The 15,967-nt window shown below is 72.9% G+C and carries 11 protein-coding genes and 1 pseudogene; 1 reads left to right on the top strand and 11 read right to left on the bottom strand.

Annotation, left to right across the window (positions count from 1 at the left end; translation table 11 throughout):
• Window positions 1–9: 9 nt before the first annotated feature.
• From P3T34_RS29075 to P3T34_RS29030, 10 genes and pseudogenes are all read right to left on the bottom strand, one after another.
• Complete coding sequence (locus P3T34_RS29075; RefSeq protein WP_280668988.1) at window positions 10–999, bottom strand: helix-turn-helix domain-containing protein; 990 nt, start codon at window positions 997–999, stop codon at window positions 10–12.
• A 188-nt stretch (window positions 1,000–1,187) separates the two neighbouring features.
• Window positions 1,188–2,654 carry a pseudouridine synthase gene (locus P3T34_RS29070; RefSeq protein WP_280668987.1) on the bottom strand — a complete coding sequence of 489 codons (1,467 nt, stop codon included), beginning with the start codon at window positions 2,652–2,654 and terminating at the stop codon, window positions 1,188–1,190.
• 55 nt (window positions 2,655–2,709) lie between these two features.
• The gene (gene scpB / locus P3T34_RS29065; protein WP_280668986.1) at window positions 2,710–3,501 is read right to left on the bottom strand and encodes an SMC-Scp complex subunit ScpB; all 792 of its coding nucleotides are present in this window, start codon (window positions 3,499–3,501) and stop codon (window positions 2,710–2,712) included.
• A pseudogene (locus tag P3T34_RS29060) lies at window positions 3,498–4,301 on the bottom strand (segregation/condensation protein A); the annotation flags it as partial. The pseudogene P3T34_RS29060 and the gene scpB, both read right to left, overlap by 4 nt.
• A gap of 74 nt (window positions 4,302–4,375) precedes the next feature.
• On the bottom strand, window positions 4,376–4,972 hold the full coding sequence (locus P3T34_RS29055) for a hypothetical protein (RefSeq protein WP_280668985.1): 597 nt from the start codon (window positions 4,970–4,972) through the stop codon (window positions 4,376–4,378).
• Window positions 4,969–6,120 carry a ParA family protein gene (locus P3T34_RS29050; RefSeq protein WP_280668984.1) on the bottom strand — a complete coding sequence of 384 codons (1,152 nt, stop codon included), beginning with the start codon at window positions 6,118–6,120 and terminating at the stop codon, window positions 4,969–4,971. Before P3T34_RS29050 ends, P3T34_RS29055 begins: the two co-directional genes overlap by 4 nt.
• A gap of 319 nt (window positions 6,121–6,439) precedes the next feature.
• Window positions 6,440–7,582 carry an alanine dehydrogenase gene (gene ald, locus P3T34_RS29045; RefSeq protein WP_280668983.1) on the bottom strand — a complete coding sequence of 381 codons (1,143 nt, stop codon included), beginning with the start codon at window positions 7,580–7,582 and terminating at the stop codon, window positions 6,440–6,442.
• A 242-nt stretch (window positions 7,583–7,824) separates the two neighbouring features.
• Entirely contained in the window at window positions 7,825–9,639 is a 1,815-nt protein-coding gene (locus P3T34_RS29040) for an AAA family ATPase (protein WP_280668981.1), read from the bottom strand.
• Between the two features lie 176 nt (window positions 9,640–9,815).
• The gene (locus P3T34_RS29035; RefSeq protein ID WP_280668980.1) at window positions 9,816–10,457 is read right to left on the bottom strand and encodes an NUDIX hydrolase; all 642 of its coding nucleotides are present in this window, start codon (window positions 10,455–10,457) and stop codon (window positions 9,816–9,818) included.
• Between the two features lie 86 nt (window positions 10,458–10,543).
• Complete coding sequence (locus P3T34_RS29030) at window positions 10,544–12,223, bottom strand: CTP synthase (RefSeq protein ID WP_280668979.1); 1,680 nt, start codon at window positions 12,221–12,223, stop codon at window positions 10,544–10,546.
• Between the two features lie 493 nt (window positions 12,224–12,716).
• Between P3T34_RS29030 and P3T34_RS29025 the strand changes: the two genes are divergently transcribed.
• Window positions 12,717–14,666 carry a glycoside hydrolase family 15 protein gene (locus P3T34_RS29025; protein WP_280668978.1) on the top strand — a complete coding sequence of 650 codons (1,950 nt, stop codon included), beginning with the start codon at window positions 12,717–12,719 and terminating at the stop codon, window positions 14,664–14,666.
• A 16-nt stretch (window positions 14,667–14,682) separates the two neighbouring features.
• Here the strand turns inward: P3T34_RS29025 and P3T34_RS29020 are convergent, their stop codons facing one another.
• Window positions 14,683–15,849 carry a glycosyltransferase family 4 protein gene (locus P3T34_RS29020; protein ID WP_280668977.1) on the bottom strand — a complete coding sequence of 389 codons (1,167 nt, stop codon included), beginning with the start codon at window positions 15,847–15,849 and terminating at the stop codon, window positions 14,683–14,685.
• Window positions 15,850–15,967: the final 118 nt, after the last annotated feature.

Below are 15,967 nucleotides of genomic sequence, written 5' to 3'. Positions count from 1 at the left end.
CGGCCCGGCTCAGAGCCAGCCGCGCTCGCGGGCCGACATGCCGGCCTGGAAGCGGGTGGTGGCGCCGAGCTCGCGCATCAGGGCCTGCAGGCGGCGCTGGGTGGTCCGGGCGCTCCAGCCGAGCGAGCGGGCGATCGACTCGTCGGTCAGGCCGGCCGCCAGCAGGCCGAGCAGCTTGCGGTGGTCGGCGTCCGGCTCCCCGAGGGCGGGTTCGGCGCCGACCGCCACCTGCAGCGGCACCGCGCGGTCCCACTCGGCTTCGAAGAGCCCGTCCAGCGCCTGCAGCAGCGCGGACGGGTGGATCACGTACGCGGCGTCCAGCACGCTGTCACCGACGCTGATCGGGATGATCGCCATCCGATCATCCGAAATGATCATCTTCATCGGCAGCGTGTTGCGGACCCGGGCCTCCTCGCCGTCCTGCGCGCCGACCAGGATCTCGTGCTCCAGCCGCCCCGGCCAGGCGACCGCCTCCCGGTCGTAGACCGTGCGGAACCGCACGCCCTCGCGCAGCCGCCTGCGCAGCCGGCTGAGGTAGGAGTCCGGGTCCTGGACGTCCTGCACGTACGGCGGGCAGTCGAAGCCCCTGACCTGCTGCTGGCTGGTGTCCTGGAGGTACTCGATGCGCTGGGCGATCGCCTCACCGCCGGTGAGCACCTCCACCGAGCTGGCCGGGTCGGTGAACCGCGAGGCCTCCCGGAAGGCGTCCATCAGCCGGTGCATCTCCGCGCGGGCGGTGCGCAGTTCGGCCTCGCGGTGGCCGATCAGGGTGCCGATGGCGACATCGGGCGCGACGGCGAGGTAGCGGTCGCGGTCCACCGGGGCCCGGGTGGCCATGCCCTGCTGGGCGAGCCTGCTCAGCGACTTGCCGCCCTGCTGGGAGGTCAGCCCGCAGCGCGCGGCGAGGTCGGCGGCCGTCGACTGCGGGGCGGCCACCAGCGCGGCGTAGATCTGACCGTCGTGCTCGGAGAGACCGAGCGCGTTGAGAGCGTCAAACATGGCGCCCCTCCCCCGTGTGGCGGTTTCACGCCAATTGGCGAGTGATGTTCCTGTGGCCATCTTCTGCCACGGACGATCCCCGTGACAACCCGCCCTGGTCAGACCAGGCTCAGACCGGGCATCGGCGGCGGACAACACCGAGGGGCCGCGCACCGGAAGCGGTGCACGGCCCCTCGGGTGTCGACGTGCTACAGGCCGACCTCGTTCATCAGCTGGCCGACCTCGGGGTTGGTCAGGCGGCGCAGCCAGCCCGACTTCTGGTCGCCGAGGGCGATCGGGCCGAAGTGGGTACGGACCAGCTTCTCCACCGGGAAACCCGCCTCGGCGAGCATCCGGCGCACGATGTGCTTGCGGCCCTCGTGCAGGGTGACCTCGACCAGGTAGTTCCGGCCGACGTTCTGCAGCACCTTGAAGCTGTCGGCGCGGGCGAAGCCGTCCTCCAGCTCGATGCCCGCAGCCAGGGTCTTGCCCAGGTCGCGCGGGATCGGGCCGATGATCGACGCCATGTACGTCTTGGTCACGCCGTACTTGGGGTGGGTCAGGCGGTGGGCCAGCTCACCGTGGTTGGTGAGCAGGATGATGCCCTCGGTCTCGGTGTCGAGCCGGCCCACGTGGAACAGCCGGGTCTCCCGGTTGGTCACGTAGTCGCCCAGGCACTGGCGGCCGTCCGGGTCCTCCATGGTGGAGACGACGCCGGCCGGCTTGTTGAGCGCGAAGAACAGGAACGACTGGGTGGCGACGGTCAGGCCGTCCACCTTGATCTCGTCGTTCTGGGCGTCCACGCGCTTGCCCTGCTCGGTCACCAGCTGGCCGTTGACCTGCACGCGGCCCTGCTGGATCAGCTCCTCGCAGGCGCGACGGCTGCCCATGCCGGCCCGGGCGAGGACCTTCTGCAGACGCTCGCCCTCGGGCTCGCCGAAGGTCTTCGGGAGCTTCACGGCCGGCTTGTCATGCCGGGCCAGCACCGCGTCCTCGATCTTGGCCTGCAGCTCACGGGAGCGCTGCGGCTGACGACGCGGGTCGCCCGGGGCGCCCTGGCCCTCCTTGCGCGGGGGCTTGGTGCGAGGGCTCTGGCTCTGCGGCAGCGCCTTGCGCGCGCCGTAGGAGCCGCCGGAGCCGAACTCGGGACGGTCGTAGCGGCGCTCCTCGGGGCGCAGCGGACGGTCCGGGTACTGCTTGCGGTCGTCCCGGCGGTCGTCCCGGCGGTCATCGCGCCGGTCGTCACGCCGCTCGCCGCCACGGCTGCTACCGCCGCCGTACGAGCCGCCGCCACTGCCACCACGGCTCGGGCCGCCACCGTAGGAGCCGCCACCGCTACCGCCACGGCTGCTGGAGCCGCCACCGTACGAGCCGCCACCACTACCGCCACGGCTGCTGGAGCCGCCACCGTAGGAGCCGCCACTACTGCCACCACGGCTGGAGCCGCCACCGCTACCGCTGCCACCGCCGTACGAGCCGCCGCCGCTGCCACCACGGCTACCGCCGCCGTAGGAGCCGCCGCCACCACTGCCACTGCCGCCACGGCTCCCGCCGCCACCGCTGCCACTGCCGCCGCCGTAGGAGCCGCCCCCGCGCTGCCCACCACGGAAGCCGCCACCGCCACCGCCGCCGCTGCTGTTCCTGCCGCTACCGCTACCACTACCACTGCTACGCATCAAAAACGTCCGTACGTCGATTCCATCGGGGAAGTGCTAGTCGTGCCGGCCGACCTCACTGCACTTCCCGAGCGTTCGCCGCGGCCGCCATCGCGTCCGCGATCACTGTGCCTTCGAGGGACTCCGCTTCCACGTCGTCGACCTCGGGCAGGAAGGGCGCGAGCTCCGGCAGCTCATCCAAGCCGCGCAGCCCCATCCGTTCCAGGAAGTAGTTCGTCGTCCGATACAGGATCGCACCTGTTTCGGGCTCGGATCCGGTCTCTTCCACCAGTCCTCGCTGTACCAGGGTACGCATCACGCCGTCACAGTTCACACCGCGTACCGCGGAGACCCGCGATCTGGACACCGGCTGACGGTAGGCGACCACCGCCAGCGTCTCCAGCGCGGCCTGCGTCAGCCGGGCCTGCTGGCCGTCCAGGACGAAGCGCTCGACCAGCTCCGCGCACTGCGCCCGACTGTAGAACCGCCACCCTCCGGCCACCAGCCGCAGCTCGAATCCGCGCCCCTGAGCGGTGTACTCCGCCGCCAGCTCGCGCAGCGCGGCGGCCACCTCGGCGCGCGGCCGCCCGACCACCTCGGCCAGCCGACCCTCCCCGGCGGGCTCGTCGACCACCATCAGGACGGCCTCCAGCCCGGCCTTGAGACTCACCTCACCCGCGTCGTCGGACGCAGAAGTCGACCCGCCCGACTTCTCGGTCAGCGCAGGCAGCTCAGGCAGCTCCTCAACGGGGTCGGCCGGGTAGGCCGGCTCCAGCCACTCCTCCGCCCGCGGCCGTCCCGGCATGCTCAACGGACGGCGGCCCGGCCGCCCACCCCCGCCCAGGGGCTCGCCAGCGGTCGCAGTCATCGAGCAGCTCCTTCCGGCTCGCCCGGCGGGCGGTCGAACTCGTCGGTCACCTCGATCAGCACCCGGTCGGCCGGCGCCACCCAGCGCACCAGCAGCTCGCCGAGCGCCTCGGGCTGCTCGAAGGCGAGCACCCGCTCCCGGTACAGCTCCAGCAGCGCCAGGAAGCGCGCCACCACCGTCAGGTTGTCCTCGGCGTCCGCCACCAGCGCGGCGAACGAGGCCTCGCCGAGCCCGGCGAGCAGCTCGACGACCAGCGCCGCCTGCTCCCGCACGCTGACCGCGGGCGCGTGGATGTGGTCCACGTACACCACCGGCTTCGGCTTGGGCGTCATCGCCCGCGCCGCGAGCTGCGCGAACCGCTGCGGCCCGACGTGGATCACCACCTCCGGCAGCAGCGCCGCGTGCTGCGGCTCCAGGCCCACCGTCCGCGGCGCCCGCAGCAGCTCGGCCGCCCAGCGCTCGCCGAAGACCGCCGCCGCCCGCTTGTACGCCCGGTACTGCAGCAGCCGGGCGAAGAGCAGGTCGCGGGCCTCCAGCAGGGCCAGGTCCTCCTCGTCCTCGACCTCGGCCGCCGGCAGCAGCCGGGCCGCCTTGAGGTCCAGCAGGGTGGCCGCCACCACCAGGAACTCGGTGGCGGCGTCGAGGTCCCAGTCGGGGCCCATCGCCCGGATGTACTCCATGAACTCGTCGGTGACCCGGGCGATGGCGACGTCGGTGACGTCCATCTTGTGCCGGGCGATCAGGCCGAGCAGCAGGTCGAACGGGCCCTCGAAGTTCTCCAACCGCACCTGGAAGCGCCCGCCGCGCGGTGCGTGGGCGGGTTCGCCGGAGTCTGGAGGGCCTGCCATAACGGCCCATCCTCGCAGAGCAGTACTCAGCGGCCGCGCAGGCGCCGTACCAGGATGCTGGCCTCGCCGCGCTGCTCCAGGTCGGCCAGCACCACCGCGATGGCCTCCCGGACCACCCGGCCGCGGTCCACCGCGAGTCCGTGCTCGCCTCGCAGGACCAGTCGGGCGTGCTCCAGGTCCATCAGCTCCTCGGCGGAGACGTACACGGTGATCTTCTCGTCGTGCCGCTCGCGGCCGCTGGGACGCCGGGGCGCGCGCCCGCGCGGGCGGCGCCGGACGGCGCCGTCGCCGCTCTGCTGCTCCTCGGCGCCGGACGGGGCCGCAGCGCCCGACTGCGGCGCGATCGTCACCGCCGGGCGCCCCGAGGTCCCCGGACGGCCGTGCGACGCCCCCGCGCCACCGCCGGCCGCCGTGGCGGGGCCCGGCACGCCGGTCGCCGGGGTGGCGGTGCCCGGTACCCGGCCGGCCTGCACCCGGTCCACCGGTACCCGCGGTGCGTCAGCCGAGGGCGCGCCAGGCTGCTTCGCGCCGTCCGCCGCTTCCCCGGAGGGGCGGCCGAGGGAGGGCGACAGCGCCATCCCCCCGGTGGTGCGGAACAGTTCGTCGGCCCCCGGGAGACTCACTCGACGGGGCGGCACCGCTCGAGCACCTCCCTGGCGAGCTGACGGTAGGCGGCCGCGCCCACCGAGTTGGTCGCGTACGTGGTGATCGGCTCGCCCGCCACCGTGGTCTCCGGGAACCGCACCGTGCGGCCGATGACGGTGTGGAAGACGTGCTCACCGAAGGCCTCGACCACCCGTGCGAGCACCTCGCGGCTGTGCACCGTCCGGGAGTCGTACATGGTGGCCAGGATGCCGTCCAGGCGCAGCTCGGGGTTGAGCCGCTCGCAGACCTTCTCGATCGTCTCGGTGAGCAGCGCCACCCCGCGCAGCGCGAAGAACTCGCACTCCAGCGGGACGATGACGCTGTGCGCCGCCGTCAGGGCGTTGACCGTCAGCAGGCCCAGCGAGGGCTGGCAGTCGATGATGACGAAGTCGTAGTCGGGCAGCAGCGGCTTCAGGGCGCGCGCCAGCGCGGACTCCCGGGCCACCTCGCTGACCAGCTGCACCTCGGCGGCCGACAGGTCGATGTTGGAGGGCAGCAGGTCCATCCCCGGCACGGCGGTCTTCAGCAGCACCTCGTCGGCCGTCAGGCCCCGCTCCATGAGCAGGTTGTAGACGGTGACGTCCAGTTCCATCGGGTTGACCCCGAGACCGACCGAGAGCGCGCCCTGCGGGTCGAAGTCGACCAGCAGCACGCGGCGGCCGTACTCGGCCAGCGCGGCACCCAGGTTGATGGTCGACGTGGTCTTGCCCACGCCGCCCTTCTGGTTGCACATCGCCACGATGCGCGCCGGGCCGTGCTCGGCCAGCGGCGCGGGGATCGGGAAGTAGGGCAGCGGGCGGCCGGTGGGGCCCACTCTTTCTCGTCGCTGACGGGCTGCGTCAGGGGCCAGGGTCGCGGCGTACTCCGGGTCTGGTTCGTACTCGGCGTCCGGGTCGTCGTGGGAGCCGTAGGCGAACTCGCCGTAGGCCAGACCGTGCGCCGAGAGGTCGGAGTCGTAGCCGGCGGCCGCAGCCTGCCGGGCTTCGAACGTCCGAACGGCGACCGTACCGATCTCGGTGGCGCCGACGGTGGTGTATGCGGCCCCGGTGTCGTCGGTCGGCTGTCCGGTGGCGTGCTCTGCCAGTCCTGGCTGACCACCCCCGGGAGCAAATGTCGACTCATTCACAAGTCGTCTTACCTCCTTGGGCATCCAGGGCATTATGTCGATTCGTCAGCCTGACACCATGCCGACGATTTGCGACTCTAGGCCGTTCCGGGCGTTCGCAGCAACACAATCCACGGTAGTGGGCAGGATGTGTCGGGTATCCGACCGGGCTCTGTCAAGGGTTGGACGGTGCTCCGGCAGCGCCGTTTCGCGGGCCGGTCACCTTCCCGGGAGAGCGGCCGGGGGACGGCGGGTGACACGACCCACAGGGTATTGACGCACGCCGAAGCCCCTGACCGGCGCTCACCGGTCAGGGGCTAGTGGCAGGACTGGCGGAGCGTCAGGCCAGCACGCTGTCCAGCGAGATGGACGGCAGGTCGAACGCCTCGGCGACGGCGGCGTAGGTGATCTGACCCTCGTGGGTGTTCAGGCCCTTGGCGAGCGCGGCGTCGCGGCGCAGCGCGTCCTTCCAGCCCCGGTTGGCCAGCTCGACGACGTACGGCAGCGTCGCGTTGGTCAGCGCGTAGGTGGACGTGTTCGGGACGGCGCCCGGCATGTTGGCCACGCAGTAGAAGACCGAGTTGTGGACCTTGAAGGTCGGCTCGTCGTGCGTGGTCGCGCGGGAGTCCTCGAAGCAGCCGCCCTGGTCGATCGCGATGTCGACGAGCACCGAGCCCGGCTTCATCCGGGAGACCAGCTCGTTGGTGACCAGCTTGGGGGCCTTGGCACCCGGGATCAGCACGGCGCCGATCACCAGGTCGGCCTCCAGGACGGCCTTCTCCAGCTCGAAGGAGTTGGAGACGATCGCCTTGATCTTGGTGCCGAAGATCTTGTCGGCCTCGCGCAGCTTGTTGATGTCGCGGTCCAGCAGGGTCACCTCGTAGCCCATGCCGATCGCGATGGTCGCCGCGTGCCAGCCGGAGACGCCGCCGCCGATGACCACGCACTTGGCCGGGTAGGTGCCGGGCACGCCGCCGGGCAGCACGCCGCGGCCGCCGGCCGGGCGCATCAGGTGGTACGAGCCGACCTGCGGGGCCAGTCGGCCCGCGACCTCGGACATCGGGGCGAGCAGCGGCAGCGCGTTGTTGGCCAGCTGCACGGTCTCGTAGGCGATCGCGGTGGTGCCGGAGGCGAGCAGCGCCTCGGTGCCGGCGCGGTCGGCCGCCAGGTGCAGGTAGGTGAAGAGCGTCTGGCCCTTGCGCAGGCGGTGGTACTCCGACGCGATGGGCTCCTTGACCTTCAGCAGCAGGTCAGCGGTGGCCCACACCTCGTCGGCGGTGGGGAGGATGGTGGCACCGGCGGCCACGTACTCCTCGTTGGGGATCGAGGAGCCGACACCGGCGTTGTCCTCGATGAAGACCTCGTGCCCGTTGCGGACCAGCTCATGCACGCCGGCCGGCGTGATGGCCACGCGGTACTCGTGGTTCTTGACCTCACGGGGGATGCCGACCTTGGTCACGGTTAAACACGTCCCTCTTGCCATGGGAGTCCCAACCGGGGGAAGACCGGCGGGTGCACGCGTGGACAGGCCTCCGGCAGGGCCGGGGCACGCTGCACTGCGCGACTAAGGTCGAGTGTAATGAAGCCCAGGCGATCCGTCAGCCTTCCAAACTGAATAAATCGGCTGGACTCATTGGCAGATTCGTAGGCTTGCATCGGAGCCTTCCTGCCAAAACAGCGCGGAACGGGCAAATCTCCCATAGCTCACAAGCCTCGCGGGAGATCTCACTCCCCCAGGCCGGCCAGCGCCGCCGACACCGCCCTGATCCCGCGCTCGTCGCCCAGTCTGCGCAGCAGCGCCAGCGCCGCCCGGTACTCCCGCCCCGCCTCGGCGAACCGGCACTGGGCGGCGTGCGCCTCGGCCGTTCGGACCAGCACTCTGGCCTGCCCGGCGCTCTCGCCCAGGCCCTGGCGCAGCGCCAGCGCCCGGCCGAACCAGTCCGCGGCCCGCACCGGGTCGCCCAGCGCCCGGTAGCACTCGGCCGCACCCTCCAGCGCCCGGGCGGTGGCCTCCTCGTCCCGCGGCTGCCTGGCGTGCTCCAGCGCGGCCCGGTAGCGCAGCGCGGCGGCCTCCCAGTGCCCGGCGGCGGCCTGCAGGTCGGCGAGGTTGAGCAGCGCGGCGGCCGCCCGGCGCGGCGAACCGTGCCGCTCGGCCATCCGCAGCACCAGCGCGTGCAGCTGATAGAGGTCGGCCGGCGCCGCCTCGCCGGTCAGCGGCAGCGTCCGCAGCAGGGCGCTGACCAGCCGGCCCGCCGAACCGTCCAGGTCGGCCAGGCCGATCGCGTCCTCGACGGCGCCCAGCAGCAGGTCGCGCTCGCCCAGCAGCCACTGCCGGGCCTGCTGGGCCGTCCGCAGCCTCAGCGGCCCGGGCAGCGGATCGGCGCCCGCCGTGCGGGCGGGCTCGAGCAGCGCGCGAGCCGAGTCCACCAGCCGCACCAGCCGCTCCAGCAGCCGGGCGCGGGCCAGCTGCACCTCGGCCGGGCGGTCCAGCTCCTCGCGCAGCGCGAGCAGCCGGCCGTACAGCCGGCCCGGCACCAGGTAGCGCGGGGTGCCGTCAGCGGCCGGCAGGTCCTCCTCCAGCAGCTCACCCTCGGCCAGCGCGTGCAGCGCGGCGGCCGCCTCGGGAGCCGGGCAGCCGACCAGCGCGGAGGCGGTACGCAGATCGCCGCGCCGACCGGGGGCCAGCGTCAGCATCCGCAGCAGCCGGGCCTGCGCCACCGGCAGCGCGCGGTAGCGCAGGGTCAGCGCCGCCGCCAGCGGGTCGCCGGCGTCCGCCTCGGCGCCGGCCGCCTTGAGCGCGGCCACCGCGTCCGGGACGGCCGCCTTCGGCCGCTCGCGCAACCAGCCGGCCATCAGCCGCAGCGGCGCTGGGCGACCGGCGCAGGCCTCGACCAGTTCGGCCGCGCCGACCGGGTCGCAGCTGACCCGGGTCCCGCCGACGACGCCGGTCAGCAGTTCGACGGCGGCGGACTCCTCCAGGCCGCTGAGGATCACCGGGTCCACCGCCCAGCGGTCGGCCAGCCCGGTCAGCGGGCCCTCGGTGACGGCGAGCACCAGGCAGCGCGGCTCGTCCGGGAGCAGCGCGGCGAGCCGCTCGGCGTCCGGAACGGCGTCCAGCACCAGCAGCGTGTCGCGGCCGGTCAGCACCGCGCGCAGCCGCTCGCAGGCCGGGTCCGGCGCCCCGTCGTCGGGCAGCACACCCTGCGGCGGCTGTGCGCCCAGTTGCTCCAGCAGCACGCGGGCCACCGCGCCGCTCTCCAGGGCGCTGCCGTCGGGGGCGCTGAGCCGGGCGAACAGCGGCTCGCGGGAGTCGGGATACGAACGGGCGAAGCGCAGCGCCAGCGCGGTGCGCCCGGAGCCGGGCCGCCCGGCGATCACCAGCAGCCGGCAGCCGCCGCCCGGGGCCGGCCGGTCCGCGCGGGCGCGCAGCGCGGCGAGTTCGCCGCGCCGGCCGGTGAACGGCTCCGGGCCACGCGGGAGCCGGTCCGGTGGGCCGGCCGGGGCCGGCCGTGCGTCCATCGTCGCCGTCTTCCTCGCCACGTGCGCCACTCCTGACCAAGTCGCTCAGCGTTCGCAGACCGACCTGTGCCCAGGTCCGTCTGCGAAGCGTAGTTCGACGAAGGCACCCTGCGGAGTGGACATTCCGGTAGTACCAACGGGCGAATCACCCCGCTGGATCAGTGCGGGTGGAGCAGCGAGCGGACGCCGGGTCGGGCTCAGGCGGTGAAGGGCCGGGCCGGCCACGGCGAGTCGGCCGGGCGCAGCGCGGCCAGGCCGGCGCCGGTGAGCGCGGCGTGCAGCGCCAGGGTGCCGGTGATCAGCGTCGGGTTGTGCAGCTCGCCGGCCAGCACCCGGCGGATCAGCAGCTCCAGCGGCACCCGGGCCACCTCGATCTCCAGCTCCTCGCCGTGCGCCGCGTAGCGCTCGTCCTCGGAGTCGGCCAGGTCGGTGGCCAGGAAGAGCCGCAGTGCCTCGTCGGTCCCACCGGGCGAGGTGTAGAAGTCGACCAGCACCTTCCACTCCCCCGCCTTGCAGTGCGCCTCCTCGTAGAGCTCGCGCTGGGCCGCGTGCAGCGGGTTCTCGCCGGGTACGTCCAGCAGTCCGGCCGGCAGCTCCCAGAGCCGCTGGCGCACCGGGTGGCGGTACTGGCGCACCAGCAGCACCCGCTGCTGCTCGTCCAGCGCCAGCACGCTGACCGAGCCCGGGTGGGTCTGGTAGTCGCGGCGGGCCACCGAGCCGTCCGGCATCTCGACCTCGTCGGTGCGCACCCCGGTCACCCGGCCCTGGAACGGGGTCGTCGAGGAGAGCACCCGCCACTCCTCGGCCTGGTCGCTGATCTGCTGCTGGACGTCCGTCATGGCACTCCCCTTAGGTCCGAAGAGCTCAACCTACGACAGACGGCGGCCGGGCGAGGATCCGCCCGACCGCCGTCTGCTACCGCTGGTTACTCGCCGCCGCCGGTCTTGATCTTGATGGCGGCCGCCACCAGACCCGCGAAGAGCGGGTGCGGGCGGGTCGGACGCGACTTCAGCTCCGGGTGCGCCTGGGTGGCCACCAGGTAGGGGTGCACCTCGCGCGGGTACTCGACGTACTCCACCAGGTCACCCTTGGGCGACAGACCGGAGAACTGCAGGCCGGTCTTCTCCAGATCCGCGCGGTAGGCGTTGTTGACCTCGTAGCGGTGGCGGTGGCGCTCCTCGACGTACTGCTCGCCCGCGTAGACCTCGCGGACGATCGAGCCCTCGGCGAGCTTGGCCGGGTACAGGCCCAGGCGCATCGTGCCGCCCAGGTCACCCTTGCCGTCCACGATGGCCAGCTGCTCGGCCATGGTGGAGATCACCGGGTACTTGGCGGTCGGCTCGAACTCGGTGGAGTTCGCCTCCGGCATACCGGCCAGGTTGCGGGCCGCCTCGATGACCACGCACTGCAGGCCCAGGCACAGGCCCAGCAGCGGCACCTTGTTCTCGCGGGCGAAGGTGATCGCGGCGACCTTGCCGGTCACCCCGCGGTCGCCGAAGCCGCCCGGGATGCAGATCGCGTCCACGTCGCCGAGCTGCTGCTGAGCACCCTCGGGCGTCTCGCAGTCGTCCGAGGTGACCCACTTGATCTCGACCCGCGCGTTGTTGGCGAAGCCGCCGGCGCGCAGTGCCTCGGTGACCGACAGGTAGGCGTCGGGCAGGTCGATGTACTTGCCGACCAGGGCGACCTTGACGATGTGCTGGGGCTCGTGCACCCGGCGCAGCAGGTCGTCCCAGGTGGTCCAGTCCACGTCGCGGAACGGCAGGTCGAGCCGGCGCACCACATAGGCGTCCAGGCCCTCGCCGTGCAGCACCTTGGGGATGTCGTAGATCGACTTGGCGTCGATGGCCGCGACCACGGCCTCCTCGTCCACGTCGCACATCAGCGAGATCTTGCGCTTGATGGCCTGCGGGACCTCACGGTCGGCGCGCAGCACGATCGCGTCCGGCTGGATGCCGATGCTGCGCAGCGCGGCCACCGAGTGCTGGGTGGGCTTGGTCTTCAGCTCGCCCGAGGGGCCGATGTAGGGCAGCAGCGAGACGTGCACGAAGAAGACGTTGTCCCGGCCGACCTCGTGGCGCACCTGGCGGACGGCCTCCAGGAACGGCAGCGACTCGATGTCGCCGACCGTGCCGCCGACCTCGGTGATCACCACGTCGACGTCGTCGGTCGCCATCCGGCGGATCCGCGACTTGATCTCGTTGGTGATGTGCGGGATGACCTGGACGGTGTCGCCCAGGTACTCGCCGCGGCGCTCCTTGGCGATCACCGTGGAGTAGACCTGGCCGGTGGTGACGTTGGCCGAGCCGTGCAGATTGGTGTCCAGGAAGCGCTCGTAGTGACCGACGTCCAGGTCGGTCTCGGCGCCGTCGTCGGTGACGAAGACCTCGCCGTGCTGGAACGGGTTCATGGTGCCCGGGTCCACGTTCAGGTACGGGTCGAGCTTCTGCATCGTCACGCGCAGGCCACGGGCCTTGAGCAGGGCACCGAGGCTGGAGGCGGTGAGGCCCTTGCCGAGAGAAGAGGCGACACCCCCGGTGACGAAGAGGTGCTTGGTCGTCACGGCGCGGCTGTTCGTCGCCTTGCCGGAATGGGGCTGTGCCAAGAGGGGGCTCCCGTGGGTCGCGTGTCGAGGATGACGCTGGTGGCGCGGCCGCGCCGAACGGACGAGAGGCCGCGTAGCGGGGGTCGTCAGTCGGCGGGTCCGGGGCGGTTGATCCACCAGTCCACGGGATACCAGGGTATCAGCGAGCTGGACGGCACGCGTTCGGACGTCCCCCGACTACTCCGTACGGGTGAGCGAGCGGTCCCGTCCACGGGCCGTGGTGATCAGGTCCGGCTGGCCCGTTCCGGTCAAAGAGATCGTTTCCGGGTGCTTCGCCCGCCCACCTCGTCGTATCCTGCACGGACGCATCGCCGACAGCAGAGCCAGCCGAGGACGAGGGGTCGGGACGACGCCTCTCCGTCCCCGATGCGGTACCGGACCCCAGCTGCACTCCCCCACGCCGGTCGGGGCTCGCCCCTCACCCTGCGGCCCCGCAGTCACGCTCCCGCTCCGTCGCGCGACCGCCGAGCACTACCGCGAACTGGAGATCCACGTGGCCGGCCGTATCGAGGACTACGCACTCATCGGGGACATGCAGACCGCCGCCCTGGTCAGCAGAGACGGGGCCGTGGACTGGCTCTGCCTGCCCCGGTTCGACTCCCCCGCCGTCTTCGCCGGCCTGCTGGGCACCGACGAACACGGCTTCTGGCGAATCGGCCCCGCCGAGGCGGCCCCCATCGGCCCGGTCCCCGCCGCACCGGCTCCGCGCGCGCCCTTCGCCGATACGGGTGAACTGAAGGAGCCCCCGATCAGCGCCGCGGCGCCCGCCGTCCCCGCCGACCGGCGCCGCTACCGGGGCGACTCGCTGATCCTGGAGCAGGAGTGGGACACCGAGCGCGGCAGCGTCCGGGTGATCGACTTCATGCCGCCGCGCCACCTCGGCGACCAGGAGCCGGTGCCGCAGATGATCCGCATCGTGGAGGGCCTCAGCGGGCGGGTGCGGATGCGCTCCGCGCTGCGGATGCGCTTCAGCTACGGCCGGATCGTCCCCTGGGTGCACCGGGTGGAGCAGCCCGACGGCGGGCACCGCACGGTCGCCATGGCCGGCCCCGACTCCGTCTGGCTGGACGGCGAGTCCGAGACCTACGGACGCAACCTGACCACCTACGCCGACTTCACGGTCGAGGCGGGCGAGCGGATCACCTTCGCGCTCACCTGGCAGGCCTCCCACCTGCCGCCGCCGGAGGCCCCGGACGCGGAGGCCGCGCTCGCGCTCACCGAGGCGTTCTGGCTGGACTGGGTCAGCCACTGCACCTACCAGGGCCCCTACCAGGAGGCCGTGGTCCGCTCGCTGATCACCCTCAAGGCGCTCACCTACGCCCCCACCGGCGGCATCGTCGCCGCGCCCACCACCTCGCTGCCCGAGGACATCGGCGGCGAACGCAACTGGGACTACCGCTACACCTGGCTGCGGGACGCCGCGATCACCCTCTCCTCGCTGCTGCGCACCGGCTACCGCGAGGAGGCCCGGGCCTGGCGCGAGTGGCTGCTGCGGGCGGTGGCCGGCGACCCGGAGAACCTGCAGATCATGTACTCCATCACCGGCGAGCGCGAGCTGTCCGAGATCCACCTGGACTGGCTGCCGGGCTACGAGGGCTCGGCGCCCGTACGGGTCGGCAACGGCGCCGCCGGCCAGCTCCAGCTGGACGTCTACGGCGAGGTGGTCGAGGCGCTCTACCTGGCCCAGATGACTGGCCTGTCCCGCAACGACCACGCCCACCTGCTGCAGCTGCGCCTGATCAGCTACCTGGAGGAGCACTGGAAGGCGCCCGACGAGGGCATCTGGGAGGTCCGCGGGCCGCGCCGGCACTTCGTGCACTCCAAGGTGATGGCCTGGGTCGCGGTGGACCGCACGATCAAGCTGATCGAGCAGACCCCGGCCGAGGGCCCGCTGGACCGCTGGCGCGCGCTGCGCGACGAGATCCACGCGGACGTCTGCGAGAAGGGCTACGACCCCGAGCGCAACACCTTCACCCAGTACTACGGCGGCAGCGAACTGGACGCCTCGCTGCTGCTGATCCCGCAGGTCGGCTTCCTGCCGCCGGACGACAAGCGGGTGATCGGCACCATCGAGGCGATCCAGCGCGAACTGTCCACCGAGGACGGCTTCGTGCTGCGCTACCCGACCCATGACGAGCAGGGCAACAACGTGGACGGGCTGTCGGGGCACGAGGGCGCGTTCCTGGCCTGCTCGTTCTGGCTCGCCGACGACCTGGCGATGATCGGCCGGGTCGGCGAGGCGCGCGAGCTGTTCGAGAAGCTGCTCGCGCTGCGCAACGACGTGGGGCTGCTGGCCGAGGAGTGGGACCCGCGGCTCAAGCGCCAGGTCGGCAACTTCCCGCAGGCGTTCAGCCATGTGCCGCTGATCGACACCGCCCTGCGGCTGACCGCCTGCGGCGCGGCCTACCTCTCCCCGCAGCCGCAGGCCTCCGCCGCTCAGTAGTGCGGCGGTGCGGTGCCTACGGGCGCTGCACCAGCTCGTCGTACGTGCTGAGCACCTGTGCGACGGTGGCGGCCTCGTCCGGCCAGGTCTCGGCCTGGACGGGCCCGGCCGCCGCCAGCGCCGCGCGACGCGCAGGATCGGCCAGCAGCTCGCGCACCGCCCGGCCGAGCGCGGCCGGGTCGCCGGCGGGCACCAGCACCGCGGCGTCGCCGACCAGCTCGGGGATCCCGCCGACGGCGGTCGCCACCAGCGGCACGCCGGCCCGCAGCGCCTCCTGGGCGACCAGCGAACGGGCCTCCCAGCGGCTGCTGATCACCACCACGTCGGCGGCGGCCAGCAGGTCGGGCACATCGGTGCGGTGGCCGAGCAGCACCACCGGCAGCTTCTCGGCGGCGGCCCGCGCGCGCAGCTCGGGGCCCTGCGGCCCGTCGCCCGCGATCAGCACCAGCGCGTCCCGGGGCAGCTCGCGGGAGGCGTCCAGCAGGTGGCCGAAGCCCTTGTGCGGCACGAGTCGGCCCACCGCCAGGACGAGCGGGCGCTGCGCCGCGTCCGGGTCGCCGGTCAGCAGCTCGGCGCGAGCCGCCGCCCGGCCCAGGCCGCCCGGGGCGAACGGCGGGGCCGCCACCGGGCCGAGCCGGGCGTCGGTGGCTCCCAGCTCACGGGCCCGGGCCACCAGGTCCGAGGAGGCGCCGAGCACCAGGTCGGCCGCCCGGGCCACCCGGCGCTCCATCAGGCGCTGCAACCGGCGCTCCAGGCCGGTGGCGAGCAGCGCGTGGTGGGAGGTCACCACCAGCGGGGTCTCCGGCCGCAGGCCGGGCAGCCGGCCCGCTGTACGCAGCGCGAGGTCGGCCAGCAGCGCGGCCCGCAGGCCGTGCGCGTGCACCAGCCCGGCGCCGGTGAAGGCGCGGCGCAGCTCACCGATCGCGGTGGCGTCGCTGCGGGCGCCGGCCGTCGCGGTGATCTCCACCGGGTGGAAGACCGCGCCGGTACGCGAGAAGCCGAACAGCGCGTCGGAGTCGGCCGGCGCGCAGACCGTCACCTTGAGGCCGTGCGCGGTCAGCCCCTGCGCGAGGGAGCGCACATGCGCGCCGATCCCGCCGCTGCCGGCCGACAGCACCAGCACCACGTGCAGTTGGCCCGATTCCGGGCCGGTCGCGGTGCCCCGGGCGGAGGAATGGTCCACGTCGTCTCGCTCCGACTTCGTCTCTGGCTCGCGCCGCCGCCGGGATGCCCCCGCCGTCGACGTCCGGGACCGGAATCCATGGTCCGCCCGCCACGATGCCAGGTCCGCGGGCTTCTTG

It is taken from the genome of Kitasatospora sp. MAP12-44, assembly GCF_029892095.1.
GTDB lineage: Bacteria > Actinomycetota > Actinomycetes > Streptomycetales > Streptomycetaceae > Kitasatospora.
This window is presented reverse-complemented; position numbering and strand designations above follow the sequence as displayed.

Excerpts from the sequence above, each read along its gene's own strand:
- P3T34_RS29075 (WP_280668988.1), bottom strand. The coding sequence starts at position 999 with ATGTTTGACGCTCTCAACGCGCTCGGTCTCTCCGAGCACGACGGTCAG.
- P3T34_RS29070 (WP_280668987.1), bottom strand. The coding sequence starts at position 2,654 with ATGCGTAGCAGTGGTAGTGGTAGCGGTAGCGGCAGGAACAGCAGCGGC.
- scpB (WP_280668986.1), bottom strand. The coding sequence starts at position 3,501 with ATGACTGCGACCGCTGGCGAGCCCCTGGGCGGGGGTGGGCGGCCGGGC.
- ald (WP_280668983.1), bottom strand. The coding sequence starts at position 7,582 with ATGGCAAGAGGGACGTGTTTAACCGTGACCAAGGTCGGCATCCCCCGT.
- P3T34_RS29035 (WP_280668980.1), bottom strand. The coding sequence starts at position 10,457 with ATGACGGACGTCCAGCAGCAGATCAGCGACCAGGCCGAGGAGTGGCGG.